Genomic DNA, 24,768 nt, shown 5'->3' with positions numbered 1-24,768 from the left:
GCTGTGGCCGTCTTCGAGGATCCGCTGATCCGTCACCCGCATCTTCATCCGGGTGACGCCGACTGGCTGCACGCGCTGGTGGCCGACTGGCAGATGCTCTCGGACCTGGCCTTCTCGGATCTGGTGCTGTGGTTCCCCCACACCGCAGAGGGTTTCGTCACGGCGGAGGGCCGTTCCTACATCGCACTGGCCCAGGCGCGGCCCTCCACCACTCAGACGGTGGTGCACCGCGACGTCGTCGGGGACAGGATCCGTGCGGACCTCAAACCCATGGTGGAGCGGGCCTGGCGCTACCAGGTGGAGACGAACTCCTCGGACGAGGGGCGTCCTGCGCCCGCGCGGATGCGTGTGACCGCGATCCCGCTGATCCGCGGAGGCAGGACTCTGGCGGTGATGACCCTGCACTTCTCGGTCACCACACTGCGGACCCCCTCCCGGCTTGAGCTGACCTACCGGCGCTGTGCCTCGGACCTGCTGGTCATGGTCCGTGAGGGTCGCTGGCCGGAGACCCATGTGGAGTTCAGCGCCTACGGCGGCGCCCCGCGCGTGGGGGACGGGCTGCTGCGCCTGGACGTGGAGGGCAAGATCACGTTCGCCAGCCCGAACGCCGTCTCCGCGCTGTCCCGGCTGGGGGTGGCCGACTCGTTGGAGGGGCGTTCTCTGGCGGGTATCGGTGCCGAGCTGGAGCGCGCCGCCGGTGGTGTGGTCGATGAGACTCGGCCGCTGCTGCTCACCGGCAGGCGTGCCATGCGCGCGGAGCTCGAGGCCCACGGCGCAGCGGTGACGCTGCGTTCCATCCCCCTGTACAAGGAGGGCGAGCGGTTCGCGGCGCTGGTGCTGTGCCGCGATGTGACGGAGCTGCGTCGTCGTGACCGGCAGCTGATGAGCAAGGATGCGACGATCAAGGAGATCCACCACCGGGTGAAGAACAACCTCCAGACCGTCTCGGCTCTGCTGCGCATGCAGTCGCGCAGGATGGACTCGCAGGAGGGACGGGAAGGGCTGCGCCGGGCGATGCGCCGGGTGGAGACCATCGCCATGGTCCATGATTCGCTCTCCAAAGGGTTGGAGGAGAGCGTCGACGTCGACGAGCTCATGCGTCGGCAGCTCCGCCTGGCCGCGGAGATGGCACAGTCGGAGCGTCGAGTGGAGACACGCCTGACGGGCAGCTTCGGTCAGCTGTCACCGGACATGGTCACCCCGTTGGCACTGGTGATCACCGAGGTCGTGGCCAACGCGGTGGAGCATGGTTTCGGACCAGATCCGGCCGGTCGGAAGCTCGTGGTGCAGATGTCGGTGAGGCGTTCCGCGGATGCGGCCGGACGGGAACGGCTGGAGCTCGAGATTGTCGATGACGGAGTCGGCCTGCCCGCAGAGGGTTGGGAACCGGGCCTCGGACTGCAGATCGTCAAAACCCTGGTACGGGGTGAGCTCTCCGGGGTGATCGAATGGAGCCCGGGCCAGGGACCCGACGGCGAGCCGTCTGGCACACAGGTCATGCTCCGGGCCCCCATTCTGGGGACCCAGCACTGACGTCACCCCGGCAGCCTGACACGACGATGGCTGGCCCGCGCCGTGTGGCGTTGACCAGCCATCGTGAAGTCAGTGGGCCGGTGGGGCGAGGCGGTGCCGTGACGCGAGGTCAGGACCGGTCAGACGTCCCCGGAACCGGCTCAGTCGCCTATGATGCGCGGCGTGCGCGGGCTGCACGACGTTTGAGAGCCCGCCGCTCATCTTCGCTCATGCCACCCCAGACACCGGCGTCCTGACCGGTCTCCAGAGCCCACTGGAGGCAGGTGTCCATCACAGGGCACCGGCGGCAGACGCTCTTAGCCTCCTCGATCTGCAACAGGGCTGGGCCGGTGTTGCCGACGGGGAAGAAGAGCTCGGGGTCCTTGTCCAGGCAGGTGGCTCGACTGCGCCAATCCATGGGGATCACTACTCCTTGCGACCGCTGCGGGCCGCTGTTGCTCGGGTGGGTGCTGCGGCATTTCCTCGACCCGAGGCAGGGAAGCCTCCGGGGAGTCGGTGCCGCCTCCGGGAGGCAGAAGTTCAGTTGTCGGTGCGGGACGATGACCGCGACGGCGCATCTGCGCCGACAGGGTCACAGGACTGCCAGACCCGAATAAGTACGTGCTCAAGGCTGACACGTTAACGGGATGCAAACAAGACTTCGCAGGGCGGAAATGCGCCGGAAACCCTGTGGGATTGATCACAGCAGAAAGGTGGATCTGAGCGGATCCGGAGGTGTTGGTCCTCGCATCGGCGTCCCGGGGTGGGGTGCCTCGCGCCGCGGTGAAGTCCCAGAGGGCTGAGCGGCGCGGCGGCGGGCACGAGGCGTCGAGGTCGGCGCTGAGTGAAGGGTGATTCAATGGGGGCATGCCCGAGAAGGACTCGCCCCGTGACTCGCCCCAGCCGGACTTCAACGCCCCGCAGGGGCCGCGCCGGTTCACGCAGGCTCGCCCGCGCCCCTGGCCGGTATGGGTGATCTTTCTGATCCTGTTGATGCAGGGGCTGGCCCTGGGCATCAACACCGTCGCCTCATTCGTCGTCTCGGAGTCCGCCGTGCTCGACACGGTGGGGATGATCGCCATGCTGGTGCTCTACCTGCTCTTCGGCGCCATCCTGATCCTGCTGGGCTTCCGCATCTTCATGGGGGCGGCCGGAGCGCGCACGCCGGCGATGGTCCTCCAGCTGCTGATCGTGGTGCTCTCGTTCAGCTTCTTCGCCGGGGGTCTGTGGCAGGTGGGACTGCTCTTCGTCGTCCCTGCGGCGCTGGCGATGCTGCTGGCCTTCGTCCAGCCGACTCGGGACTGGCTCGACGCCACGTCCTGAGCCGGCCGGCGGGCCGAGTGGTCAGTTGACCGGGCCGGTCCACTTCTCGCCCGGGCCCTTGCCCGGGGCGTCTGGTACCAGGGACTCCTCCCGGAACGCAAGCTGCAGGGAGCGCAGCCCGTCGCGCAGGGGAGCGGCGTGGGTGGATCCCACCTCGGGAGCCGCGGCGGTGATCAGGCCGGCCAGTGCGGTGATCAGCTTCCGCGCCTCGTCGAGGTCCTTCAGGGCCTCCGCCTCCGGGTCGTCGGCCAGGCCGGTCTTCACGGCGGCGGCACTCATCAGGTGCACCGCCACGGTGTTGATCAGCTCCACGGCCGGAACCTCGGCGATGTCCCGGGCCTGCTGGTCCACGGCCTGTTTCACGTCCTCGGCCTCCGGCGCCTCGGTGGGGGAGTCGGCGTCGGGGTGGTTCTTCTGCTCACTCTGCATGCTGGTAAGCTTGTCATATGTCTCGGTGTGCGCGCGACGCGTGCACTGAGCGCCGAAGCGGGCGTCATCTCGCACCCCGCATGCGGGGCTCTATGCCGACGACGCCCACTCGCCATCGTCATCACAACAGGAGCTAGACAGATCAGCGAACCACGTATCAATGAACGGATCCGAGTTCCGGAAGTCCGCCTCGTCGGCCCGCAGGGGGAGCAGGTCGGCATCGTCAGGATCGAGGACGCCCAGAGGCTGGCCTCCGAGGCGGGTCTGGACCTGGTCGAGGTCGCGCCCAGCGCGAAGCCTCCCGTCTGCAAGCTGATGGACTTCGGCAAGTGGAAGTACGAGGCTGCCGTCAAGGCTCGTGAGTCTCGGAAGAACCAGACCACCACCATTCTCAAAGAGGTGCGTTTCCGCCTCAAGATCGATGATCACGACTATGAGACCAAGGTCGGCCGTGCCCGTCGGTTCCTCGCCGCCGGTGACAAGGTCAAGGCCATGATCCAGTTCCGTGGTCGTGAGCAGCAGCGCCCTGAGATGGGCGTGCGGCTCCTTCAGCGCTTCTCCGAGGACGTGGAGGATCTGGGTTCGGTCGAGTCCTCCCCGCGCCAGGACGGCCGTCACATGGTGATGGTCATCGGCCCGTTGAAGACCAAGGCCGAGGTGAAGAAGCAGGAGGCCGCTGAGGCCGCTGTGGAGGCCGCGGAGGCGGAGCCGAAGGGCACCCCGACCCGCCGCGCCCGGAAGAACCAGGAGCGTGTCTCCACGGAGAAGCAGGACGCCCAGCCGCTGTCCAACTCCATGGCGGACTACCTGCCGGACGAGCTGAAGAACCTCTGAACATCCTGACCTGTTCTGAGGCGGCCACGTCACGCGTGCCGTGCCGAGGACAGGCTCTGTCGGCGTCCTCGTCCTGCTGAGGACCGCTGACGCCGTCGACAGATCTGCCGGAGCAGCCCTCCATCCCGCTGACGTGGGACGGAGGGCTGTCCCATGCCCGACATGCCGTGGGGCGCCACATGGCGTAGAATGGATCTTCGGGTTCACGGCAGGATGCCGCCCGCGCACTGCGCACCGCATCCGGTCGTTCCTATGACAAGGGGGCCGAGGCCCATGGAGTCCTCGTCCACGGCGAATTCAGCCGGGGCTCGGAGACCATGATGCCGATCGGCCCCACCTCTGCGCCGCCGCACGGCGGAGTCTCTCGGAGCTGATCCGTGGGATCCGTGCCGTGCACTGAAGGCGTTGTAGGTCCGCACGAACTAAGGAGAACGGCACCATGCCGAAGATGAAGACCCACTCCGGGGCCAAGAAGCGGTTCAAGCTGACCGGCTCCGGCAAGATCAAGCGCCAGCAGGCGAACCGTCGCCACTACCTGGAGCACAAGTCTTCCCGCCTGACGCGCCGTCTGGCCGGTGACCGCATCGTCACCAAGGCCGACGAGAAGCGCATCAAGCGGATGCTGGGCATCTGAGCGTCCTGCTCTCAGGACCTCGACGCCGATGATCGAGCGCCCGGACCGGCGAACACTGCACGGCACCGGCGCATGAACACCAGAAGACTTACTGCACAAGGAGATTTCACGTGGCACGAGTGAAGAGGGCGGTCAACGCCCACAAGAAGCGCCGCAAGGTCCTCGAGCGGGCCTCCGGCTACCGCGGTCAGCGCTCCCGCCTCTACCGCAAGGCCAAAGAGCAGCTGCTGCACAGCTACACCTACAACTACCAGCACCGCAAGAAGCGCAAGGGCGACTTCCGTCGCCTGTGGATCCAGCGCATCAACGCCGCATCCCGCGCACACGGTCTGACCTACAACCGCTTCATCCAGGGCCTGAAGGCCGCTGAGGTGGAGGTCGACCGCCGCATGCTGGCAGAGCTGGCCGTCACTGACGCCAAGGCCTTCGAGGTCCTGGTCGACGTCGCGCGCAAGGCCCTGCCGCAGGACGTCAACGCCAAGAAGGCCGCCTGAGCCTGATCGGCTGACACCGATTCACGACGGCGCCCGTCCCTGGACCCCAGGGACGGGCGCCGTCGTCGTGCGGGCCGTCGACCGCCGTCGGCCCGTGAACACAGACCCAGTGAGGAAGAATGGCAGCCATGACTGATCCCGAGGTGCTGAGCAACCCCCGGGCGGACCGGGTCAAGAAGGTCGCAGCCCTGGCCACCCGCGCCGGTCGACGCCGGCAGCGGCTCTTCCTCGCTGAAGGGCCCCAGCCGGTGCGCGAGGCCCTGGCCCTGTGGTTGCGCCACTGGGAGCAGGGGGCGGGCCCGGAGAGCACGGCTGCCGGCCTGCCCACGCTGGATGCCCTCTACTTCGACGCCGAGGCGCTGGCCTCCCACCCGGACGTGCAGGCGCTGCTGGACCAGGCCCGCGGAGAGCTGTACGACCCGCAGTCCACCCTGCCTCGGGAGGCCCGTTTCTTCCTACGAGAGGCCACCGCAGAGGTGCTCGCCGCCATGGGAGACACGGAGACCTCCCAGGGAGTGCTCGCCGTGTGCCGGATCCCGGAGACACGCGGCGGCGAGGGCGCAGGCGACCCTGTGGACGTCCTGCTCGGCGCGGCCGATGCGGCAGGGACGGGTCCCCAGCCTGCCGGGCTCGTCGCCGGCCTGCTGAGTCTGCAGGACCCTGGCAACGTGGGCACCATCATCCGGACGGCGGACGCCGCCGGGGCTGCCGCCGTCGTCCTCATCCCGGGCAGTGCGGACCCCTGGGCGCCCAAAGTGGTGCGCTCGGCCGCCGGATCGCACTTTCACCTGCCGCTGGTCGCCGGGGTCGACCCGCAGCGACTCGTCGACGCCGCCCGCGCGGCGGGACTGCAGGTCCTCGCCGCTGACGCTGGAGGAGAGGCCAGTCTGCCGGACCTCGAGCATCCGGCAGCCCCGACTCTGTGGCTGCTCGGCAACGAGGCCCACGGTCTCTCCGCCGAGCATCAGGCGCTGGCAGACGTCCGAGTCTCCATACCGCTCTATGGTCAGGCTGAGTCGCTCAACGTCGCCACGGCGGCGACGGTGTGCCTCTATGCCTCCGCCATGGCACGTCATGACCGAGCATCAGGATCCATCCCGGGGTCCGTCCCGACCGGCCGATGAGTCGCGCCGCGGAGAACACCGGCTTCATCTGCGGACACTGCGGCCGTCAGGTCAGCCCGCAGTCCGGGGGCAGCTACCGCAACCACTGTCCGTTCTGCCTGCATTCACGGCATGTGGACCTCACGCCCGGTGACCGGGGCGCCGACTGCGGTGCGGTGATGGTGCCGATCGGGGTCGACCACTCGGGAAAGAAGGGCTTCATCCTGATCCATCGATGCTCCGCCTGCGGCGGCGTCGACCGCAACCGGCTGGCCCCGGATGACGACATGGACGCCGTCATCGCCCTCCAGCGTCCTCGGTGACTCCGGTGACTCCGGTGACTCCGGTGACCCGAGCTCAGTTCGAGGCGTGTCAGCCGCCGACCGGGGTGAAGTCTCGGCTGCCGAGGAACTCGGGACGCGGCGCCGGTGCCGCGAACGGCTCCACCGGGGTGTTCTCCACCGAGTTGTAGACGATGAACACGTTGGACCGGGAGTAGGGCGTCACATTGCCGTTGGAGGCGTGCATGCAGTTCGAGTCGAACATGATCGCGCCTCCCGCGGGCCCTTCGAGGACATCGATGCCGAAGCGGTCGGCGAACTCCGTCAGAGTGTCGGGATCGGGCACTCCGGCGCCCTGCATGACGAGGGACTGCTTGAAGTTGTCCTCCGGAGTGCCGCCCGCCGCACTGATGTAGTGCTTATGGGAGCCGGGCATGATCATCAGCGGCCCGTTGAAGGAGTAGTTGTCGGTCAGCGAGATCGAGATGCTCACCGCCCGCGGGGCGGGCATCCCGTCCTCAGCGTGCCAGGTCTCGAAGTCCGAGTGCCACGTGAAGTCCTTGCCCACGAAGCCGGGCTTGTAGTTGATCCGGCTCTGGTGGATGTAGACCTCGGACCCGAGGATCTGACGGGCCCGCTCCACCACACGCGGGTCCTCGGCGATCCTCCGGAACACCTCATTGGAGCGGTGGATGTCGAAGATCGACCGGACCTCCTGGGACTTCGCCTCGACGACGGTCCGCTCATCGGCCTTCACCGTGGGGTCGTGCGCCATTCGGTGGAGCTCCTCGCGGAAGAGCCGCAGCTCCTCGTCGCTGATCAGCTTCTCGATGGTCAGATAGCCCCGCTCATCGAATCCGCGCAGCGCCTCGGCGTCCAGGGGGCCCTGCTCGGCGGTGCCCTGCACCACCGGATCCTGGCGCGGGATCACCCGGGGTGCCTCATCCTGGCGGGTGGGGTACTGGTCCGTCACGTCGGGGACGGTGGTCGTCATGTGAAGACCTCCTTCATCGGGGGACGTTCCGTGCACGCCGCGCCCCGGCATGAGGTGCGGCAGGCGCGGCGCCGGCCGGTGTGGAGGCTCCGACGCCGCCACTTCGGACCCTAGCAGCTCAGTTGAGGACTGCAACCGCAGATGCGCTAGGGTTCCCTTTATGGTTGCACAACGAAACTATGCTATCGCGGGTGCGCACATCGTGCCTGTCACCGGGGAGCCTTTCGCCGGGACCCTGGTGGTCACCGACGGGAAGATCGCCGCCCTGGGACCGGACGTCGAGGCACCCGAGGGGCACGAGCTCATCGAGGCCGCGGGCCGCTGGGTGCTGCCCGGCCTCGTGGACGCCCATGTCCATCTCGGGGTCCACGAGGAGGGGGAGGGCTGGGCCGGCGCGGACGTCAACGAGACCACCGACCCGGTCACCGCCGCCGCCCGTGCGGTGGACGCCATCAACCCGACAGAGGTCGGGTTCGACGATGCCCTGGCGGGCGGGGTCACCAGTGTCAACGTCAACCCGGGCTCCGCCAACCCCATCGGCGGGTTGGCCGTGGCGATCAAGACCCATGGCCGGATCGTCGACGAGATGGTGCTGCGCTCGCCCTCCGGGCTGAAGGCGGCGTTGGGTGAGAACCCGAAGCGGGTCTACGGAGAGCAGAACAAGACGCCGAACACCCGTCTCGGTGTCGCGCTCACCATGCGCAAGGCCTTCGCGGAGGCGCGTGGCTGGGCGGAGAAGCCGGTGGAGGATCGCCCGGTGGACCTGGTCTCTGAGGCGTTGGTGCAGGTGCTGGACCGAGAGATCCCGTGGCGGCAGCACTGTCATCGCGCTGACGACATCGCCACTGCGATCAGGCTGGCCGACGAGTTCGGCTACGAGCTGGTCCTCGACCACGGCACGGAGTCCCACAAGCTGGTCGATGTCATCGCTGAGCGGGGCATCCCGGTGCTCTACGGGCCGCTGATCGTCTCACGGAGCAAGGTGGAGGTGCGCCACCGCACCCCGACCGCGCCGGGGATCCTCGCCGCCGCCGGGGTGAAGGTCTCCCTCATCACCGACCACCCGGTGGTGCCGATCGACTTCCTCATGCACCAGGCGGCCCTGGCCGTCCGCGAGGGGATGGAGCCGTCGGAGGCGCTGAGGGCCGTCACCATCAACCCCGCTCAGGTGCTGGGCGTGGCTGAGCGGATCGGGTCCCTGGAGGTCGACAAGGACGCCGATCTCGTGCTGTGGTCAGGCGATCCGCTGGACACTCGGAACCGGGTGCTGCGCACCTGGATCGACGGTCTCGAGGTCTACGCCTACGACCAGGAGACCCGCACCGGCTCGGTGCTCGAGCGCTGGTGAGCACCCCGCTCAGGGGCGGGGCGGCGGGGCCGGTGCCCCGCGCGGCGGGCTGATCCTGGGCTGACGGCCGGCGGCGTCCGCCGGAGCAGGAGAGTCCGTCTCTCCCCCGTCGGCACGCGCAGGGGCCAGCCGGTGCGGTGAAGGGTCCCAGCCGACGTCGACGACCTTCTTCTGCACCAGGATGGCGGAGGCGAGCACCAGCAGCCCCAGGGCGCCGACGACGATCAGCCCGCCCCAGGATCCGATCGAGGCCCCGTAGCCGATCAGGATGCCGAACCAGCCGAAGTCAGTGTCGCCGAAGGTCGTGTTGGCCTCGGCGAGATCGCCGAGGACCAGCAGCAGCCCCGCCGGCAGAAAGGTGATGAGCAGGCCGTTGACGAACCCGCCGGCCACCGCGCCCCGGCGTCCGCCGGTGGCGTTGCCGTAGACCCCGGCCGCGCCTCCGGTGAAGAAGTGCGGCACCAGCCCGGGCAGGATGAGGGCGAGCCCCAGAGCAGGGTTCAGCCACAGGGACAGTGTCGCCAGGCCGAGCAGGCCGCCGATGAAGCTGGAGATGAAGCCCACCAGCACGGCGTTCTGCGCGTAGGGGAAGACGATCGGTGCGTCCAGGGCGGGGATGGCCCCGGGCACCAGTCGGGCGGCGATGCCCTGGAACGCGGGGACGATCTCCCCGAGGATGGTGCGCACGCCGAAGAGGATCACCGCCACGGCGATCCCGAACTGCAGGCCCTGGGTGACTGCCTGCATCATGAAGTTGCCCAGATTCTCTGCGCCGCCGTCGAACGCCTCGTAGGCGGTCTCGCCCTCGCGTGCGACGTAGATGGCCGCGATCACCACGTACATCAGCACCATGGACAGTGCGGTGGCGACCATCGAGTCTCGCAGGAAGCGCAGGGACTCCGGCAGCCGGAGCTCCTCGGTGGATCGGCTCCTGCGCCCGCCGACCAGGCGGCCCGCCGCGCCGGCGGCGACGTAGCCTGCCGTGCCGAAGTGCCCGATGGCGATGCTGTCGTCCCCGGTGATGCGCCGGGTCCACGGATGGGCCAGGGCGGGCAGCGACACCATCAGGATGCCCAGCAGGGCGCCGCCGACCAGCACGGTGACGGTGCCGGAGTAGCCGGCGGTGGCCAGCACGATGGTCAGCAGGGTGGCCATGAACAGGATGTGATGGCCGGTGAGGAACACGTAGCGCAGGGGAGTGAGCCGGGCCAGCACCAGGGAGACGGCGAATCCGAGGATCATCAGCCAGGCCACCTGGGATCCGTGGTGCTCCTGGGCGATGCCGACGATGGCCTCGTTGGTGGGGATCACCCCATGGGCGCCGGTGGCGCCCTGGATCATCACGCCCAGCGGATCCAGGGAGGCGACGACGAGCGTGGCACCGGCGCCGATGAGCAGGAAGCCCAGCGTGGCCTTCAGCGCCCCGCCGATCACCTGGCCGGCTGATCGCCGCAGGGCGAGGAGCCCGACGGCGGTGATGATGCCGATCAGGTAGGCGGGGACGCTGAGGATCTCGTTGACGAGAAACAGGGAGGCGGCGACGAGCCAGTCCATGGGACGGTCCTTCCGTCAGGGAGCGATCGGGGAGGAGGAGGCGCCGGCAGCGGCGTCAGACGTCGTAGAGGTCGCGCAGGGCGGCGTCGAGCTCGACGGTGCTGGTGAAGTTCTCCACCACCCGCACCGGGACCCCGACGTCTCCCAGAGTGCGGGCGATCTCCCCGGAGGTCAGGATGGCGACCGACTCGGAGGCACGACCCCGCGCAGAGATCGTGTCGGTGGCCTCGACCGTGAGGAAGGGGGACCAGCCCCACGTGTCGAGGACCTGCTCCAGGGTGTTCTTCAGGAAGAGGGAGGTGCCGAGGCCGTTGCCGCAGACGGTGAGGATGAGGTGCCGCCCGGGGGCTGAGGCTGCGCGGGGCTCGTCATCCGGCGCCGGGGGTGCGGCCTCGGGCGGCGGCTCGGCGCCGAGCAGGCCCATGACCTCCTCTGCGGAGGTCGCCGCGTCCAACTGCTTCCGGGTGGCGGGGTCGCCCACGGTCCGGGCCAGCTGGGCCATGGCACGGGTGTGGGCAGTGGAGTCGACGGCGGCGAGTGCGACCACCAGGGTCACCGGATCGTTGGTCTCGTGGCCGAAGGAGACGGGCGTGGCCAGGCGCAGCCAGGCCAGCCCGGTGCGGGCCACACCCTCGCTGGGCCGCGCATGGGCGAAGGCGAACCCCGGGGCCACCACGATGTAGGGGCCCTTCTCCTCCACAGAGGTGATCATGGCCTGGGTGTAGTCGTGATCGGCGATGCCCTGGGACTCCAGGAGGGCGCCGGCGGTGCGGAGGGCCTCGCGCCAGTCGGGGACGTCCACGTCCAGGCGCATTCCGGCAGGTGTCAGCAGCTCGGAGAGGGATGACATACGGGGCACAGTATCACCGGCTGGTGGATCCCGGACCCGCCTGGTTCACTGGTGCTATGGCAGATGAGTCCGCAGATCGACCGGCCCCCTCCCGTGGCTGCACCACCGGACGGCTGCTGCGTGTCCGCGGCCGGGTACAGGGGGTGTTCTTCCGTGCCTCCACGCAGTCCGAGGCCGAGGACCTCAGTCTCACCGGCTGGGTGCGCAACACCGACCAGGGCGCCGTCGAGGTCCTCATCGGGGGCCAGGGGCCGGCGGTGGACGCCTTGATCCGCTGGTGCCACCGCGGCCCGGAGAAGGCGCGCGTGGACCATGTGGACGAACGTGGCGCCACCGACGAGGAGCTGGCTTCGCTGCCGGCCTCGGGCTTCGAGATCCGGCGCTGAATCAGGCGTCGGAGGCTGTTCCGGCGTCTCAGTCGTCTCAGTCGTCCTGGGTCGGAGGAGTCAGCCCGAGCTCCGCAGGCAGGTCCCGACTCTCGCCCAGCACGTGCTCCGCCAGGAAGCCGAGGACCACCTCGTACCAGATCTTCGCGTGGTGCGGGGTGAGGATCCAGTGGTTCTCCTGCGGGAAGTGCAGGAACCGGTGAACGGTGTTCCCCTCCGCGTCGGCCGGCAGGCCGGACTTCTCCAGCAGCTCGTACCAGAGGCGCAGACCCTCGCCGATCGGCACCCGGTAGTCCTTGTCCCCGTGGATCACCAGCATCGGGGTGACGATGTCCTCCACGAATCGATGCGGGGAGTGGTTCTGCTCCATGGCCGTGTCGATCTGCCTGCGCCAGAAGAAGGAGGCGTCCGTGGTGGGCCCGAACTGGTCCAGCGCCCACAGCGAGGCATGGGTGACGATCGCGGAGAAGCGGTCGGTGTGCCCGGCCACCCAGTTGGCCATATACCCGCCGAAGGAGCCTCCCATGGCGGCCGTGCGGGTCTGGTCGATGTCCGGCCGAGCTTCGGCGGCATCGGTGATCGCCATCAGGTCGGTGAAGGGTGCCTCTCCCCAGGAGTTCCAGCCGCGCTGGATGAACTCCTGGCCGTAGCCGGTGGACAGCGCAGGGTCCGGCAGCAGCACCGCGTACCCCCGTGCCACCATCAGCCACGGGTTCCACCGCCAGGACCACTGGTTCCACGAGCTCAGCGGGCCCCCGTGGATCCACAGCAGCAGCGGGGCCGGGTCCTCCGGGCTCGCGCCCTCGGGAAGCGCCAGCCAGGCGCGCACTCGCACCCCGTCCTCGGCGTGGGTCTCCACCTCGGTCAGTGTGCCGGGGAGCTCCGGGCGTCGGACGGGGTTCCTCAGCCGGGTCACCGAGCCCTCGTCCAGCTCGACCCGCACCACCTCGGAGGGGTGGGCGTAGCTGCTTCGCACCCCCAACACGGCGGCGCCGTCCGGGGAGACGACGGCGGCGGAGTAGGTGGCGTCGTCATGGGTGAGCTGGCTGACGGCACCGTCGGTGACATCGACCCGGAACAGCGGCCCCCGGCCGTCGGCATCGGCGACGGCGATGACACCGGATCCGTCGGGCAGCCAGTCGAAGGCGGTGAGCCACAGATCGGCGTCAGCCGTGGGGGAGAGCCCTCCGGTCTCCAGGTCCAGCAGATGCAGTCTCGACTCGAGGGCCCGGCTCGGGACGGGTCGCCGGGTGACCGTCACCACCGCCCTGCGACCGTCAGGGCTGAAGGGGCCCGGTGCGTGGTCGTGGTCGGGGTCGTCGGCGATCATCCTGCGCTCGCCGGAGACCAGGTCCACCAGGGCGAGCGCGGTGCGCCGGTCGGCATCGGGCTCTGGCACATGCACCGAGATCAGCGCCCGGGTGCCGTCGGGACTGAGCGTGACGTCCCCGCCGAATCGGCTGCCCAGGCCCTCTGTGACGTGGCGCAGCCTGCGGGGGAGCCCATCCTCGGTGCGCGGCAGCAGTTGCTCTGGAGACTCCTGCTCGTCCACCGTGAACAGGGCGGAACGGGCAGGTCCGAGGTCGTGGTCCCAGGAGCGGACGGGATAGGAGTCATGGAGGATCGCGGTGACCGATCCGTCCGTGCGTGCCCCATGCAGGACGGCGTGCTGACTCTCGTCGGAGGCCCCCGGCAGCAGCGGAGCGGTGACCACGGTGACATCGGCCGATCGTGCGCAGATCACCTGGTTGATGCCGCCGGGTCGACGGTTCACCACAGTGGCCTCGCCGCCCTCTGCGGGGAGGCGCCACAGAGCGGTGTCGTCGGATTCGCCGGTCTCTCCCGGCCGGCACGACGTGAACCAGAGGTCCCCGGAGGCGGAGAAGGTAGGACCGCCCTCTCCCGCGGCGCTCCGGGTCAGCCGGCGGGCGGCCCGTGCACCCGAAGGGTCTACCTCCCAGAGCGCGGTGACGTAGCCGGTGCGCTTCTCGTCGAGCGTGGTCACGGTGGTGACGAGCCGGGAGCCGTCGGGACTCATGGTCAGGCCGGCCAGTCGCGGGAAGGCCATGTGGTGGTCGAGGTCGTGGAGGTCTTCTGCTGCGCCGTCGGTCATGGGAACTTTGTATCACCGGAGCAGCCCCTCACTGTTGCATTGCGCAACTGTCCGTGAGTCGTCCAGAAGGCCCCTGGTGGCGCGATATCGGGCTCCGGGCCAGGGGGAGCACCACGAGGAGGAGAGCCCACCATGATGGACCACGGCGACGGCATCCCTGCGCACCCGTTGTGCCCGCATCGTTTCAGCGCACGCCCCGAGGCGATGGTCGACTTCCTGCAGACGCTGGGGATGCGGCCACGATTCGCCCAGCACGGAGACTCCTTCGGGGTGCTCGCCGCAGCGGCAGGACTGATCGCGGTGCATGCGCTCGACCCGGACGATGCCGCGGTGGCCGGTGCGTCCCACGGGGAGACGCGGCTGGTGTTCCTGGCCGAGGATGCGCGGCACACCGCCGGCCGACTGCAGGAGGACGGGTTGAGAAGCATGTGGTGGGACGCGCGCCGAGGTCGCCACGCCGGAGTGACCGGCCCGCACGGGGAGGGCATCTGGTTCACCGAGGACGCCGGCCACCACCGGCAGCGCGAGCTCCTCGAGAGTCCCCTGACACCGGGGCTCACCGTGGTGGCGGTGCGCAGCAGCCACGCCCTCCAGGCGGACGTCGCCTTCTTCGCCCACCTCGGGTACGTGCCTGCACCCGGTGCCGCCGCTGGGGACTGGCTCCCCATCGCCGTGCCGAACGCCCCGAGCGGGATCATCGGACTGCACGCGTCGGACGACGAGCAACCTGTGTCCGCCCTCGACCGGCCGTCGGAGAAGAGCAACCCGGCGGGGCGCAGCGCGCGGGTGGACCTGGGCTTCCTGACCACCGAAGGGATCCCTGAGCTGGCCGCACGGCTCACCGCCGCCGGGTATCCGGCGGAGCGGGTCGAGGGGCCGGGGCCCGCGCTGACCGTGCGGGACCCCGACGGGCGGCGCCTGACGATCCATCAGGCCTGATGCGGTCCCTGTCTGGCGCCGGCGTCTTCTGTCCCGGGTCTGGGCTAAGGTGCCGGTATGCCTGAGCACGAGCAGCACGACGTGATCCCCGGTCCGCCCGCCGACGCGGAGGGGCTGGTGGTCGGCTCCGACGGACTGGCCCGCACCGCATGGGCCATGGGCAGTGAGATGATGCGCCACTACTACGACACCGAGTGGGGGATGCCGGTCCGCGACGAGCGCGGCCTGTTCGAGCGGCTCAGTCTCGAGGGCTTCCAGGCGGGGCTTTCCTGGGCGACGATCCTGGCCAAGCGGGAGAACTTCCGGCGGGCCTTCGCCGACTTCGACCCTGACGCCGTCGCGCGCTTCGACCAGCACGACCTCGATCGGCTGCTCCAGGACGCCGGCATCATCCGCCATCGGGGGAAGATCACCGCCACGATCGGCAATGCGCGGGCCACCGTGGCCCTGCGCGAGAAGGGCGGGCTCGCGGAGCTGATCTGGTCCCACCAGCCGAAGCAGACGCCGGCCCCGCGCAGCCTCGCCGAGGTGCCCACGCGGTCGCCGGAGTCCGAGGCGCTCGCCAAGCGGCTGCGCGCGGCCGGGTTTCGATTCGTGGGCCCCACCACCATGTTCGCTCTCATGGAAGCGGTCGGAGTCGTGGACACCCACCTGGTGGGCTCCCATCGACGGGGCGTCTCCGGCGTCTGGAGCTGAGATCCGCGGGAGGCTCGTTCTCCGGTCCGCGGCGGCCCGGTTGAGTCATCTGTGCCGCTGGCGCTCCTGCGCGGCGTTCTCTGCCGTCTCCAGCTGAAAGGTCGAGTGCTCCAGACTGACGTCGAAATGCTCGGCCACACAGGTGCGCAGCTGGTGCAGGATCGCGGGCGCGTGCCCGTCGTGGAAGCATCCGTCGTCGACCACCACGTGGCCGGTGATCACCGGCAGTCCGGACGCCACAGTGGAGGCGTGCAGGTCGTGGACCTCGTGGACGTGCGGCTGGGCGAGCATGTGCTCACGGACCTCGTCCAGGTCGATCCCTCGCGGAGTGAACTCCATCAGAATGCGCCCGGCCTCCCGCAGCAGCAGCGCCGCGCGCGGCAGGATCATCGCGGCGATGACCAGGGCCGCCACGGCGTCGGCCTGCTGCCAGCCCGTGAGGGTGATCACCGCGGCCGCGGCGATCACCCCCAGGGATCCGAGCGCGTCGGCGAGGACCTCCAGGAACGCGGCCCGCAGGTTCAGGCTGCTGCGGCGGCCGGAGCTCAGCACGGCCAGCGAGATCACATTGCCCACGAGCCCGATCGCCCCGAAGAGCAGGAGCTCCCCGGCAGGCACGGAGGGGGGAGAGCTGAGCCGGGCGACGCCCTCGACAGCAGCGTAAATGCCGATGCCGAGCAGCAGCAGGGCCTGGACCGCGGCCGCGAGGACCTCGATCCTCCGGAAGCCCCAGGTGTGGCCCGAGGTCGGAGCTCTGCCCATGAGGGAGGCGGCGAGCAGTGCGATCAGCAGGCCGATGGAGTCGGTGAGCGAGTGGACGGCGTCGGTGAGCAGCGCCAGCGAGCCGGTCAGCCAGGCGCCTAGGAACTGGGCGACGACGACCCCGCAGGTGATCCCGCAGGCCAGGGCCAGGCGGCCGCGGTGGGTCGGTACGCTCTCGGGAGGGTCTGGTTGGTGGGAGCTCAAGGGAAGGCCTCCTGAACCGCTGGTCCGTGGACTTCGATTCTAGGGGGCCGGGGCGCGGCACATCAGGAGAGGCTGCGTGCAGGTGTCTCCGGTGCGCGGTCAGCGCGAGGTGAACCAGCGGTTCGACGACGGCAGCCACAGCAGCAGCACCATGACTGCCATGATGCCGAGATCCCACCGCAGTCCCATGCCGATCACACTCGGGTAGGCCCAGCTGCGCAGCACCGCCTCGAGGGTGGAGATCGCCAGCAGCACCGTCAGCAGGAGACGGACCCACTCGAGGCGCTCGGGGACTTTGAGGACGAGCGCGATCTGCAGGATGCCCAGAGCGGAGCTCACCATGACCACCAGGAGCCCGACGATCCCCGGACCGAGGCCGGCCACCTGGGTGATGGTGTTGAGCCCCGTCAGATAGATGAGGAAGCTGGGCAGGAGGAAGATCAGCATCAGGCCGCTCATCGCCAGCATGCCGACATAGGCGATCCGCGAGATGAACGGCATGTGGTGGACACTGAGCGTCGAGCTCAGCGCTCGGCGAGGCACCAGGTCACCGAGCCCCTGGGGCCAGGTGGCCGGGAGCCGGTAGGCGGGGCGCGGTCGATCGGACCGTGCGACGGAGGTGAGATGCTGTGTGCTCATGTCAGCCTTATGATAGCCCGGGATCGCCTCTATGACAGGGATCCAGGGGGTGTCGCACGCGCCCGGCCCTGCGGCGCGTCCTGTTCCGGGGAGAGACGGGAGCGCCGCAGGTACGGCCGCGACTCGGCGGAGCAATGAACTCACAGTCCCGTCGTGGGCGCGTATCCTGTCCGCATGATGTCTGATCGTCTGCACCCCCGTGCCCTGCCCCTGACCGCCCTCGCTGTCGGATTCGGCCTCGTGCTGGCCGGCTGCGGGGGGACCGATGAAGAGCCCCCGGGGCAGGATGAGGGTCAGGAAAATGGCGCGGCCGGTGACGAGCACGGTTCCGAGGAGGACCCGGCCGGCGGTGAGGACGAGGGTTCGGCAGGCGAGGCGTTCGCCCAGGCCCAGCTCGCCGACGCGGCGGGCAATGACCTCGGTCAGGTGACCTTCACCGAGACGGACGGCGGCGTGCAGGTCCAGGCGGACGTCCAGGATCTGGCGGCGGGCTTCCACGGGTTCCACATCCATGAGATCGGCCTCTGCGAGCCGCAGTCCGAGAACGACGCTGGCGAGATCGGTGACTTCTTCTCCGCCGGCGGGCATCTGGCCGGTGAGGGCGAGGACGACCTGGGCGTCGTCGAGGGTGAGGAGGCTCCCGAGACGGAGAATGTGGATGAGGAGGAGATGCCTGATGTCGACGCCGACGCCCACGCCGAGGTGCACCATCCCGACCACGCGGGGGACCTGCCCAACCTCATGGTCGCCCAGGACGGCACCGCTCAGCTGAGCGTGGTGACCGACCGGCTCACTCCGGAGCTGCTGACCGCCGAGGACGGTGCCGCCGTCATCGTGCACTCCCAGCCGGACAACCACGGCAATGTGCCGGAGCGCTACGCGCCCGGCGGCCCGGACGAGGACACCCTCGCGACCGGTGATGCCGGTGAGCGAACAGCCTGCGGCGTGATCGAGGACTCGTGACCCTCCTCACACGCCGGGGTTCCGCGCCCTCCCGATGAGCAGTCCGCTGACGGGCTCCCTGTGCCGCGCCGGGGCGGGGGAGCAGCGCTGCTCCCCGGACGCGCCGTGAGCCCCCGCAGAGCATGAGGAGAATTGCCCGGGCTGTGATGTGGTCGATATAGTCACCTTCGGTGTGCCGGGAAGACTGGTCGGCGATGAGTAGTGTCTATGTGTGGAGTACGTGACCTGAGACGAATGGGTGCAGAACCGGTTCGTCAGCCGTGTCGACTCCGCCCATGGGGGCTTCCTCACGACGATGACGCCTGGACCGCTGGCGACATGTTCCCCGCACCGACAGGAGGCCCGCACCATGCACCTGCCCCTCTGCACGCCTCCCTCCTGTGCGCCGGGAGGCCGCCGCAGTCTCTGGGCTGACAGCGCGGCAGGGCGGAATCGGGCGGTGGGCCGCTGATGACGGTCATGGTGCTGCTCTTCCTCACGCTGATCCTCGTTCCGGCCTCCGCGCTGGTCCACCGTGCCCTGGGCCGTGACACCGGATGGTTCGCCGCCGTGGCGCTGATCGGACTCGGAGCCGCGACGCTACCGTGGATCGGCTCGATCGCGGACGGCGAGGTGCTCGAGGAGCACCTGCCATGGATGCCCACCGTCGACGTCGGCATCTCCCTGCGGCTGGACGGCCTGGGCCTGGTGTTCCTGCTCCTCGTGCTGTTCATCGGTGCCCTCGTGATGGCCTACAGCGCCCGGTACTTCTCCCCGCAGAAGCGCACCAACGACTACTACATCTGGATGCTGCTGTTCGTCTTCGCGATGAGCGGCATGGTCATGGCCGATGACCTCATCCTGCTGTTCGTGTTCTGGGAGTTCACGACCCTCTGCTCGTTCTTCCTGATCAACCGCTCCGGGGACAAGGCCCCGGCTCCGGCGCAGCGCACGCTGCTGATCACCATGGCCGGCGGGCTCGGACTGCTCACCGCAGTGCTGATGATCATCGTCGCCACCGGCACCACGCGGATCTCCGAGGCGCTGCAGCATGGGATCTGGCAGGAGGACGGCGTGTTCACCTCCGTGGTGGCCGTGCTGGTGGTGCTCGCGGCGTTCACCAAGTCCGCGCAGTTCCCGTTCCACCTCTGGCTCCCCGATGCGATGGTTGCCCCGGCTCCGGTCTCCGCCTATCTGCACGCGGCGGCCATGGTCAAGGCCGGCATCTATCTGCTGCTGCGCTTCTCGCCGGTCTTCCAGGGAGTCGCGATCTGGCAGACGCTGCTGATCGGCTGCGGCCTGATCACCGCGCTGATCGGTGCCCTGTTCGCTCTCCAGCGCCACGACATCAAAGAGATCATGGCCTACTCCACGGTCAGTCAGCTGGGCTTCCTGGTCGCTGTCATCGGTGTGGGCACGCCGACGGCGCTGGCCGCGGCGACCATCCATGTGATCGCCCACGCGCTGTTCAAGTCCTCGCTGTTCATGATGGTCGGGATCATCGAGCATGAGGCGCATTCCCGAGACATCCGGCGGCTCAACGGGCTGCAGCGCACGATGCGGGTCTCAGGGGTGATCACGGTGATCGCCTGTGTCTCTATGGCCGGGATCCCGCCGCTCATGGGCTTCGTCTCCAAGGAGCATCTGCTCGCGGGCCTCCTCTCCGCGGATCTCGGTGCCGGCCTGACCTGGCTGATCACCGGACTGGCCGTGCTGGCCGCCGTCGGGACCTTCGCCTACTGCGGACGCATCGTGCTCGGCGTCTTCACCTCCTACACCGGTGCGGGCCGTCGTGACGAGGTCCATGAGCCGATGCCGGAGGACGGCGCCCACGAGGCTCCGTTGTCCTTCTACCTGCCGGCTCTGCTGCCGGCGGCGGCAGGCCTGGTGCTGGGCTTCTTCCCGCAGATCTTCGACGGGCTGGTCAGCGCGGCGGCCTCGGCGGCCTCGCCGGAGGAGTACCAGGCGCACTTCGCCCTGTGGCACGGCTTCACCGTGGACCTGGCACTCTCCGCCGTGATCATCGTGGTCGGCCTGATCCTCGTGCTGTACCGGGTGCGGGTGGACTCGCTCATCCCACGGACCATCCTGCCGTTCACCGGAGTGCAGGTCGTGGAGAGGCTGCGCACCGGATCCATCTCCTTCGGCCGCCGCGTCGGCGACCTGACGCGCACCGACATGCATGGCCTGCACCTGACCGTGCCGGGCATCCTCTTGGTCGGGATATTCATCGCCGGCCTGATGACGGCCCCGTTCGTCGGTGAGCTGACCCCCGGCCACACCCGCCCCACGGACTGGGTGCTGATCGGTCTGCTCGTGTTCTTCCTCATCGGCACGGTGATCACCCAGAGCCGGACGGCCGCGGTGGTGCTCGCCGGTGGTGCCGGCTTCGTCGTGGCCGCCTGGTACTTCCTGCTCGGCGCGATCGACGTGGGCATGACGCAGCTGCTCGTCGAGATCCTCACCGTGGTCGTGCTCGTCCTGGTGCTGCGGAAGCTGCCCAAGCGGTTCCACGCCGTCTCCCGCACGCGCACCGTGGTGTCCGCGACGGTGGCGATCGGCTTCGGCGTGATGGCCTTCATCGCCGCCTTCGCGCTGACCGGCCGGCGCGGGCAGTCCCCGGTGGCCGAGTGGTACCTGGAGAACACCTATGATGCCACGCATGCGACCAACACGGTCAATTCGATCCTGGTCGACTTCCGGGCCTTGGACACCTTCGGGGAGCTCACCGTCCTCGGTGTCGCCGGATTCGCCATCCTGGCGCTGCTGAACTCCGCGTTCTCCACCTCGGACAACGCCCCGGCGGCGTCCCAGCTGTGGGTCGGCACGCCGATCTACAACGCGGAGGACAACACCACGGCGATGCGCATGGTGTTCAACTGGATGGCGCCGTTCATCATCCTGCTGTCGCTGGTGCTGCTGGTGCGCGGCCACTACGAGTCCGGCGGCGGCTTCATCGCCGCCCTGGTGGCCGGCGGGTTCTTCGCCCTGCGGTACCTGGTGGCGCCGTCGGACTCTGCGGTGAAGCTGCGCTTCGACTACGCCATGGTCATCGTCGGGGGCATCATGACCGGTGCGGCCATCGGCGTGGTGGGCTACCTCGAGGGCTCCTATCTGCGGCCGATCATGTGGGACATTCCGCTGCCCTGGGGCGGAGAGTACGCGTTCACCACCGCGCTCATCTTTGACCTGGGCATCTACCTGGCGGTCATCGGAGCGGTGCTGGTGGCACTGGATCGACTCGGTCAGGCCCAGCGCTACCCGGCCGAGCTGCTGCGGACCCATCGGCGCGCCTTCGGCACCCCGGAGGGGGAGCAGCACGGCTCCGCCCACCGGTACGTGGACCCTGGTGACGTGCCCTTCGAAGTGGATCCGACGGTCGACGAGGACGAGACGAGCATCCAGGAGGTGAGGAACCGATGAGCATCGCCATCGCCATCGGGGTCCTGACGGCAGCGGCCGTCTACCTCTTCATGCAGCGCGGCATGGTCCGCATCGTGCTCGGCTTCGTCCTGGCCTCCCACGCGGCGAACCTGCTGCTCTTCTCCGCCGGCAACGTGGCCTACCGCGGAGTTCCCTACATCGGCTCCGGAGAAGTCGGCGAGCAGGCTGACCCGCTGCCCCAGGCCTTCGTGCTGACCGCGATCGTCATCGCCTTCTCCATCACCATGTTCATGGTGACCCTGGCGATCACCACGACCACCGACGACGACACCGAGAACGAGGAGGAGTCGCCGATCATGGTGCTCACCGGCGGCACCGGTGACATCAACGACGCCGGCATGATGCGCCACGACATCGAGTGCACCGGCGCCGCGGGCGCGGGCACGGGTGGGGCGCATGCGAGCCCGCTGAGTCCGGTCCATGACTTTGAAGGCCCGGAGCTCAGCCCGGGGCTGACAGATGAGCAGGGCGGCGGCACCGGTGACATCAACGACGCCGGCGCCGATCCGGGCATCGGGAAGGGGGGTCCGCGATGAGCGAGATCCTGGGACCTCTGCTGCCGTTGCTGGTCGGCGTGCCGCTGTTCCTCGGTGCGTTGGGGGCGCTGTTCCGACGGAACAAGCTCGCCCGGCACATCATCTGTCTGGGCACTCTGACGGGGCTGCTCGCCTTCTCGCTCCTGCTGGTCGTGGAGACCCACGACGGCACTGTGATCGCCCACCAGGTGGGCCTGTGGGAGTACGGGGTCTCCATCCCGTTCGTGGTCGATGCGCTCTCCTCCCTGGTGCTGATGATCATCAGCATCCTGGGCATCGCCTCGGTGCTGTTCGCCATGGCCACCCACGAGGCCCGGGCGCGGTTCTATCACCCGTTCGTGCTGGTGCTGATGGCGGGTGTCGCCGGGGCGCTGATGACCGGGGACCTCTTCAACCTCTTCGTGTTCATCGAGGTCATGCTGCTGCCCTCCTACGGCCTGCTGGCCATGATGGGGGCGAAGCTCGGAGCCCACGGGGCCCGGATCTATGTCTCGATGAACCTGCTGGCCTCCACCCTGCTGCTGGTCGGAGTCGGGCTGGTCTACGCCACCGCAGGCACCGTGAACTTGGCCGAGCTGCATGGAGCGGCCGCGGAGGACCCGGCTGTGGCGGTGGCCGGGGGAGTGGTGCTGACCGCGATCGCCATCAAGGCCGCCGTCGTGCCGGTGCATGGCTGGCTGACCCGCACCTACGCCCTCACCTCTCCGGCGGTGACCGCCCTGTTCTCCGGCATCCACACCAAGGTCGCGATCTACGCGATCTACCGGATCTACGCGCTGCTCTTCGACGGGGACCAGCGCTTCCTGTGGGTGGCCCTGCTGATCACCAGCCTGACGATGCTGATCGGCGTGCTGGGGGCGATCGGGGAGAAGACGACCCGCTCGATCCTGGTGTTCCACATGATCAGCCAGATCGGCTACATCCTCATCGGTGTGGGGCTGTTCACCACCCTGGGGCTGACCGCGGCGATCTTCTACCTGCTCCACCACATGATCGTGAAGGCCTCGCTGTTCCTCTCCACCGGCGCGATCGAGGAGACCTACGGCACCGGAGAGATCGACAAGCTCGGCGGCATGCTCAAGCGGGAGCCGCTGGTCGCGATCACCTTCATGGTGGCCGCGCTGTCGCTGGCCGGGCTGCCCCCGTTCTCCGGGTTCGTGGCGAAGTTCTCCATCATCCAGGCCACCTTGGAGCAGTCGCACTACTGGGTCGCGGCCGTGGCCGTGGTGGTCTCGGTGTTCACGCTGCTCTCGATGCTGAAGATCTGGACCGGGGTGTTCATGGGCTCGGAGCCGGAGAATCTGGAGAAGCGGGCCCTCATCCACCAGCAGCGCACCCACGGCAAGCGATACCTGCGTGTGGAGGCCCAGGCAGGCGCTCCGACATTGACCATCGGTCCGCCGACGACGACCACCACCCGGGTGCTGGCCGGGGAGCAGGCGGTGAAGGTCCCCGCCAAGCTCATCGTGCCGGGGGCGCTGCTGGCGGTGGTGACGCTCTTCTTCGGGCTGGGCGCGGAGCTGCTGCTCAGCCTCTCGGCCACAGCGGCGGAGAACCTGTTGAATCCGATCGACTATGTGAGGGCGGTGAGCGGCGCATGAGTCTGGAGAATCTGGCCAGGCGGCCCTGGCCGCTGCGCATCATGAGCTTCCTGTTCTGGTACGTCCGCGAGTTCGTGCTCGCGAACGGGCAGGTCACCGTCGAAGTGCTCCGCCCGCGCCGACGGATGAGGATGGCTCCGGCCATCGTGGCGATCCCGGCGGCGTCCCGCACGGACACCGAGTGGACGATGATCTCCACCCTGATCACGCTGACGCCGGGGACGCTGACCATCACCCTCTCGAAGGAGCACGGCATCCTCTACGTGCATGGCATGTTCGTGGAGGGGCGGGAGTCCTTCGTGGCGGAGATCCAGGAGATGGAGGACCGGCTGCTCCACGCGATGCGTCGCGACGTCGGGGACCTCACCCGACCGGTCCAGGCCCCGGTGGTCGCCCCGGTGGAGGTCGACGAGGACGAAGCAGGTGATCCGCTGTGATCACGGAGATCACCCTGGAAGTGGCTCTGGTGCTGCTGGGCATCGGCATGCTGATCGCAGGTGTGCGCGGATTCCTGGGGCCACGCACCTCGGACCGTGCGGTCGCCTCGGATCTGATCTTCTTCGCCATGATCGGCTTCATCGCCCTGATCGGCCTGCGGATCGACATCGAGGCGCTCTTCGACATCATCCTCATCGCCACACTGCTGGGCTTCATGGCCGCCATATCCATGGCACGACTCGGATCAGGAGGGCAGCGCTGATGGACCTGCAGATCATCGAGATGAGCGCTCATGTGGCTGGCATGGTGCTGATCTTCTTGGGCATCTTCGTCATCATGGTCTCCGCGATCAGCCTCTTCCGGCTGCCGGACCTCTACCTGCGCGCCTCCGGCGTCGGCACCTCTGCCGGACTCGGAGTGGCGACGATCGTCGTCGGCGCCCTGTTGGTGGATTTCTCCGCGATGAATCTGGTGAAGGCGCTCATCGCCGTCGTTGCCCAGCTGCTGACCTCCGCCGTGGGCTCGATGGCGATCGCACGGTCCGGCTACCTCAACAACTCGTTGCCGGCCGCGATCACCCACATCGACGACCTGCGGCTGACCCGCCGCGACACCGCCGCCGAGTGACCGGGCCCCTCCGTGCCGGCGTGCCGGACCGTGATTGGTGATTCTCGGGCGGTGGTTCTCGACCGATCCGCCCGGACCCGCTGAC

Annotated in this window: 26 protein-coding genes; 18 read left to right on the top strand and 8 right to left on the bottom strand. The window is 68.8% G+C overall.

The window, feature by feature from the left end; all coding sequences use genetic code 11:
* The first annotated feature begins 3 nt into the window (after positions 1 to 3).
* Positions 4 to 1,533 carry a sensor histidine kinase gene (locus ODE13_RS01605; protein WP_322477692.1) on the top strand — a complete coding sequence of 510 codons (1,530 nt, stop codon included), beginning with the start codon at positions 4 to 6 and terminating at the stop codon, positions 1,531 to 1,533.
* A 148-nt stretch (positions 1,534 to 1,681) separates the two neighbouring features.
* On the opposite strand, the gene ODE13_RS01600 is transcribed toward ODE13_RS01605, so the two are convergent.
* Positions 1,682 to 1,930, bottom strand: coding sequence for a WhiB family transcriptional regulator (locus tag ODE13_RS01600; protein WP_179542255.1), 249 nt, complete (start codon positions 1,928 to 1,930; stop codon positions 1,682 to 1,684).
* A gap of 449 nt (positions 1,931 to 2,379) precedes the next feature.
* Between ODE13_RS01600 and ODE13_RS01595 the strand changes: the two genes are divergently transcribed.
* Positions 2,380 to 2,835 (top strand): hypothetical protein, encoded by a 456-nt coding sequence (locus ODE13_RS01595; protein WP_322477691.1) that lies wholly within the window; start codon positions 2,380 to 2,382, stop codon positions 2,833 to 2,835.
* A gap of 21 nt (positions 2,836 to 2,856) precedes the next feature.
* Here ODE13_RS01595 and ODE13_RS01590 read toward each other — a convergent pair whose 3' ends face one another.
* On the bottom strand, positions 2,857 to 3,264 hold the full coding sequence (locus tag ODE13_RS01590) for a DUF1844 domain-containing protein (protein ID WP_322477690.1): 408 nt from the start codon (positions 3,262 to 3,264) through the stop codon (positions 2,857 to 2,859).
* Positions 3,265 to 3,291: 27 nt separating this feature from the next.
* Here ODE13_RS01590 and infC point away from each other — a divergent pair, with 27 nt between their 5' ends.
* The 5 genes from infC (at position 3,292) to ODE13_RS01565 (ending at position 6,652) form a co-directional block, all read left to right on the top strand.
* Positions 3,292 to 4,098, top strand: coding sequence for a translation initiation factor IF-3 (infC, locus tag ODE13_RS01585; RefSeq protein WP_416210504.1), 807 nt, complete (start codon positions 3,292 to 3,294; stop codon positions 4,096 to 4,098).
* A gap of 439 nt (positions 4,099 to 4,537) precedes the next feature.
* Positions 4,538 to 4,732: a 50S ribosomal protein L35 gene (gene rpmI, locus ODE13_RS01580; protein WP_070159257.1), complete on the top strand. Its 195-nt coding sequence runs from the start codon at positions 4,538 to 4,540 to the stop codon at positions 4,730 to 4,732.
* Between the two features lie 110 nt (positions 4,733 to 4,842).
* On the top strand, positions 4,843 to 5,226 hold the full coding sequence (gene rplT, locus ODE13_RS01575) for a 50S ribosomal protein L20 (RefSeq protein WP_322477689.1): 384 nt from the start codon (positions 4,843 to 4,845) through the stop codon (positions 5,224 to 5,226).
* A gap of 128 nt (positions 5,227 to 5,354) precedes the next feature.
* Complete coding sequence (locus tag ODE13_RS01570; protein WP_322477688.1) at positions 5,355 to 6,350, top strand: RNA methyltransferase; 996 nt, start codon at positions 5,355 to 5,357, stop codon at positions 6,348 to 6,350.
* The gene (locus ODE13_RS01565; protein ID WP_322477687.1) at positions 6,347 to 6,652 is read left to right on the top strand and encodes an RNHCP domain-containing protein; all 306 of its coding nucleotides are present in this window, start codon (positions 6,347 to 6,349) and stop codon (positions 6,650 to 6,652) included. Before ODE13_RS01570 ends, ODE13_RS01565 begins: the two co-directional genes overlap by 4 nt.
* 49 nt (positions 6,653 to 6,701) lie before the next feature.
* Here the strand turns inward: ODE13_RS01565 and thpD are convergent, their stop codons facing one another.
* Positions 6,702 to 7,604, bottom strand: coding sequence for an ectoine hydroxylase (thpD, locus tag ODE13_RS01560; protein WP_322477686.1), 903 nt, complete (start codon positions 7,602 to 7,604; stop codon positions 6,702 to 6,704).
* Positions 7,605 to 7,764: 160 nt separating this feature from the next.
* Between thpD and ODE13_RS01555 the strand changes: the two genes are divergently transcribed.
* On the top strand, positions 7,765 to 8,952 hold the full coding sequence (locus ODE13_RS01555) for an amidohydrolase (protein ID WP_322477685.1): 1,188 nt from the start codon (positions 7,765 to 7,767) through the stop codon (positions 8,950 to 8,952).
* Between the two features lie 9 nt (positions 8,953 to 8,961).
* Here the strand turns inward: ODE13_RS01555 and ODE13_RS01550 are convergent, their stop codons facing one another.
* Both ODE13_RS01550 and ODE13_RS01545 read right to left on the bottom strand, forming a co-directional pair.
* On the bottom strand, positions 8,962 to 10,506 hold the full coding sequence (locus tag ODE13_RS01550; protein ID WP_322477684.1) for a PTS ascorbate transporter subunit IIC: 1,545 nt from the start codon (positions 10,504 to 10,506) through the stop codon (positions 8,962 to 8,964).
* A 55-nt stretch (positions 10,507 to 10,561) separates the two neighbouring features.
* Positions 10,562 to 11,356, bottom strand: coding sequence for a PTS sugar transporter subunit IIA (locus tag ODE13_RS01545; RefSeq protein ID WP_322477683.1), 795 nt, complete (start codon positions 11,354 to 11,356; stop codon positions 10,562 to 10,564).
* Between the two features lie 56 nt (positions 11,357 to 11,412).
* Here ODE13_RS01545 and ODE13_RS01540 point away from each other — a divergent pair, with 56 nt between their 5' ends.
* Entirely contained in the window at positions 11,413 to 11,742 is a 330-nt protein-coding gene (locus tag ODE13_RS01540) for an acylphosphatase (RefSeq protein WP_322477682.1), read from the top strand.
* Positions 11,743 to 11,779: 37 nt separating this feature from the next.
* Here the strand turns inward: ODE13_RS01540 and ODE13_RS01535 are convergent, their stop codons facing one another.
* Complete coding sequence (locus ODE13_RS01535) at positions 11,780 to 13,855, bottom strand: S9 family peptidase (RefSeq protein ID WP_322477681.1); 2,076 nt, start codon at positions 13,853 to 13,855, stop codon at positions 11,780 to 11,782.
* A gap of 132 nt (positions 13,856 to 13,987) precedes the next feature.
* Between ODE13_RS01535 and ODE13_RS01530 the strand changes: the two genes are divergently transcribed.
* Complete coding sequence (locus ODE13_RS01530) at positions 13,988 to 14,794, top strand: hypothetical protein (RefSeq protein ID WP_322477680.1); 807 nt, start codon at positions 13,988 to 13,990, stop codon at positions 14,792 to 14,794.
* A 57-nt stretch (positions 14,795 to 14,851) separates the two neighbouring features.
* On the top strand, positions 14,852 to 15,490 hold the full coding sequence (locus ODE13_RS01525) for a DNA-3-methyladenine glycosylase I (protein WP_322477679.1): 639 nt from the start codon (positions 14,852 to 14,854) through the stop codon (positions 15,488 to 15,490).
* A 45-nt stretch (positions 15,491 to 15,535) separates the two neighbouring features.
* On the opposite strand, the gene ODE13_RS01520 is transcribed toward ODE13_RS01525, so the two are convergent.
* Together ODE13_RS01520 and ODE13_RS01515 are read right to left on the bottom strand one after the other, a co-directional pair.
* Complete coding sequence (locus ODE13_RS01520) at positions 15,536 to 16,456, bottom strand: cation diffusion facilitator family transporter (RefSeq protein ID WP_322477678.1); 921 nt, start codon at positions 16,454 to 16,456, stop codon at positions 15,536 to 15,538.
* 99 nt (positions 16,457 to 16,555) lie between these two features.
* Entirely contained in the window at positions 16,556 to 17,095 is a 540-nt protein-coding gene (locus tag ODE13_RS01515) for a hypothetical protein (RefSeq protein ID WP_322477677.1), read from the bottom strand.
* A 174-nt stretch (positions 17,096 to 17,269) separates the two neighbouring features.
* Between ODE13_RS01515 and ODE13_RS01510 the strand changes: the two genes are divergently transcribed.
* The 7 genes from ODE13_RS01510 to ODE13_RS01480 all read left to right on the top strand — a co-directional run bounded on the left by ODE13_RS01510 (position 17,270) and on the right by ODE13_RS01480 (position 24,683).
* Positions 17,270 to 18,058 (top strand): superoxide dismutase family protein, encoded by a 789-nt coding sequence (locus ODE13_RS01510; protein ID WP_322477676.1) that lies wholly within the window; start codon positions 17,270 to 17,272, stop codon positions 18,056 to 18,058.
* A gap of 450 nt (positions 18,059 to 18,508) precedes the next feature.
* Complete coding sequence (locus ODE13_RS01505) at positions 18,509 to 21,460, top strand: DUF4040 family protein (protein WP_322477675.1); 2,952 nt, start codon at positions 18,509 to 18,511, stop codon at positions 21,458 to 21,460.
* The gene (locus tag ODE13_RS01500; RefSeq protein ID WP_322477674.1) at positions 21,457 to 22,017 is read left to right on the top strand and encodes a cation:proton antiporter subunit C; all 561 of its coding nucleotides are present in this window, start codon (positions 21,457 to 21,459) and stop codon (positions 22,015 to 22,017) included. The genes ODE13_RS01505 and ODE13_RS01500 overlap by 4 nt, the downstream gene beginning before the upstream one ends.
* Positions 22,014 to 23,618 (top strand): monovalent cation/H+ antiporter subunit D family protein, encoded by a 1,605-nt coding sequence (locus ODE13_RS01495; protein ID WP_322477673.1) that lies wholly within the window; start codon positions 22,014 to 22,016, stop codon positions 23,616 to 23,618. Before ODE13_RS01500 ends, ODE13_RS01495 begins: the two co-directional genes overlap by 4 nt.
* Positions 23,615 to 24,055, top strand: coding sequence for a Na+/H+ antiporter subunit E (locus ODE13_RS01490; protein WP_322477672.1), 441 nt, complete (start codon positions 23,615 to 23,617; stop codon positions 24,053 to 24,055). The genes ODE13_RS01495 and ODE13_RS01490 overlap by 4 nt, the downstream gene beginning before the upstream one ends.
* The gene (locus ODE13_RS01485; protein WP_322477671.1) at positions 24,052 to 24,318 is read left to right on the top strand and encodes a monovalent cation/H+ antiporter complex subunit F; all 267 of its coding nucleotides are present in this window, start codon (positions 24,052 to 24,054) and stop codon (positions 24,316 to 24,318) included. Before ODE13_RS01490 ends, ODE13_RS01485 begins: the two co-directional genes overlap by 4 nt.
* Positions 24,318 to 24,683 (top strand): monovalent cation/H(+) antiporter subunit G, encoded by a 366-nt coding sequence (locus ODE13_RS01480; RefSeq protein ID WP_322477670.1) that lies wholly within the window; start codon positions 24,318 to 24,320, stop codon positions 24,681 to 24,683. Before ODE13_RS01485 ends, ODE13_RS01480 begins: the two co-directional genes overlap by 1 nt.
* Positions 24,684 to 24,768: the final 85 nt, after the last annotated feature.

Source organism: Nesterenkonia sp. HG001 (assembly GCF_034438835.1).
Taxonomy (GTDB): domain Bacteria; phylum Actinomycetota; class Actinomycetes; order Actinomycetales; family Micrococcaceae; genus Nesterenkonia; species Nesterenkonia xinjiangensis.
The sequence above is the reverse complement of the archived record's forward strand: the minus strand, read 5'-3'. Positions and strand labels throughout refer to the sequence as shown.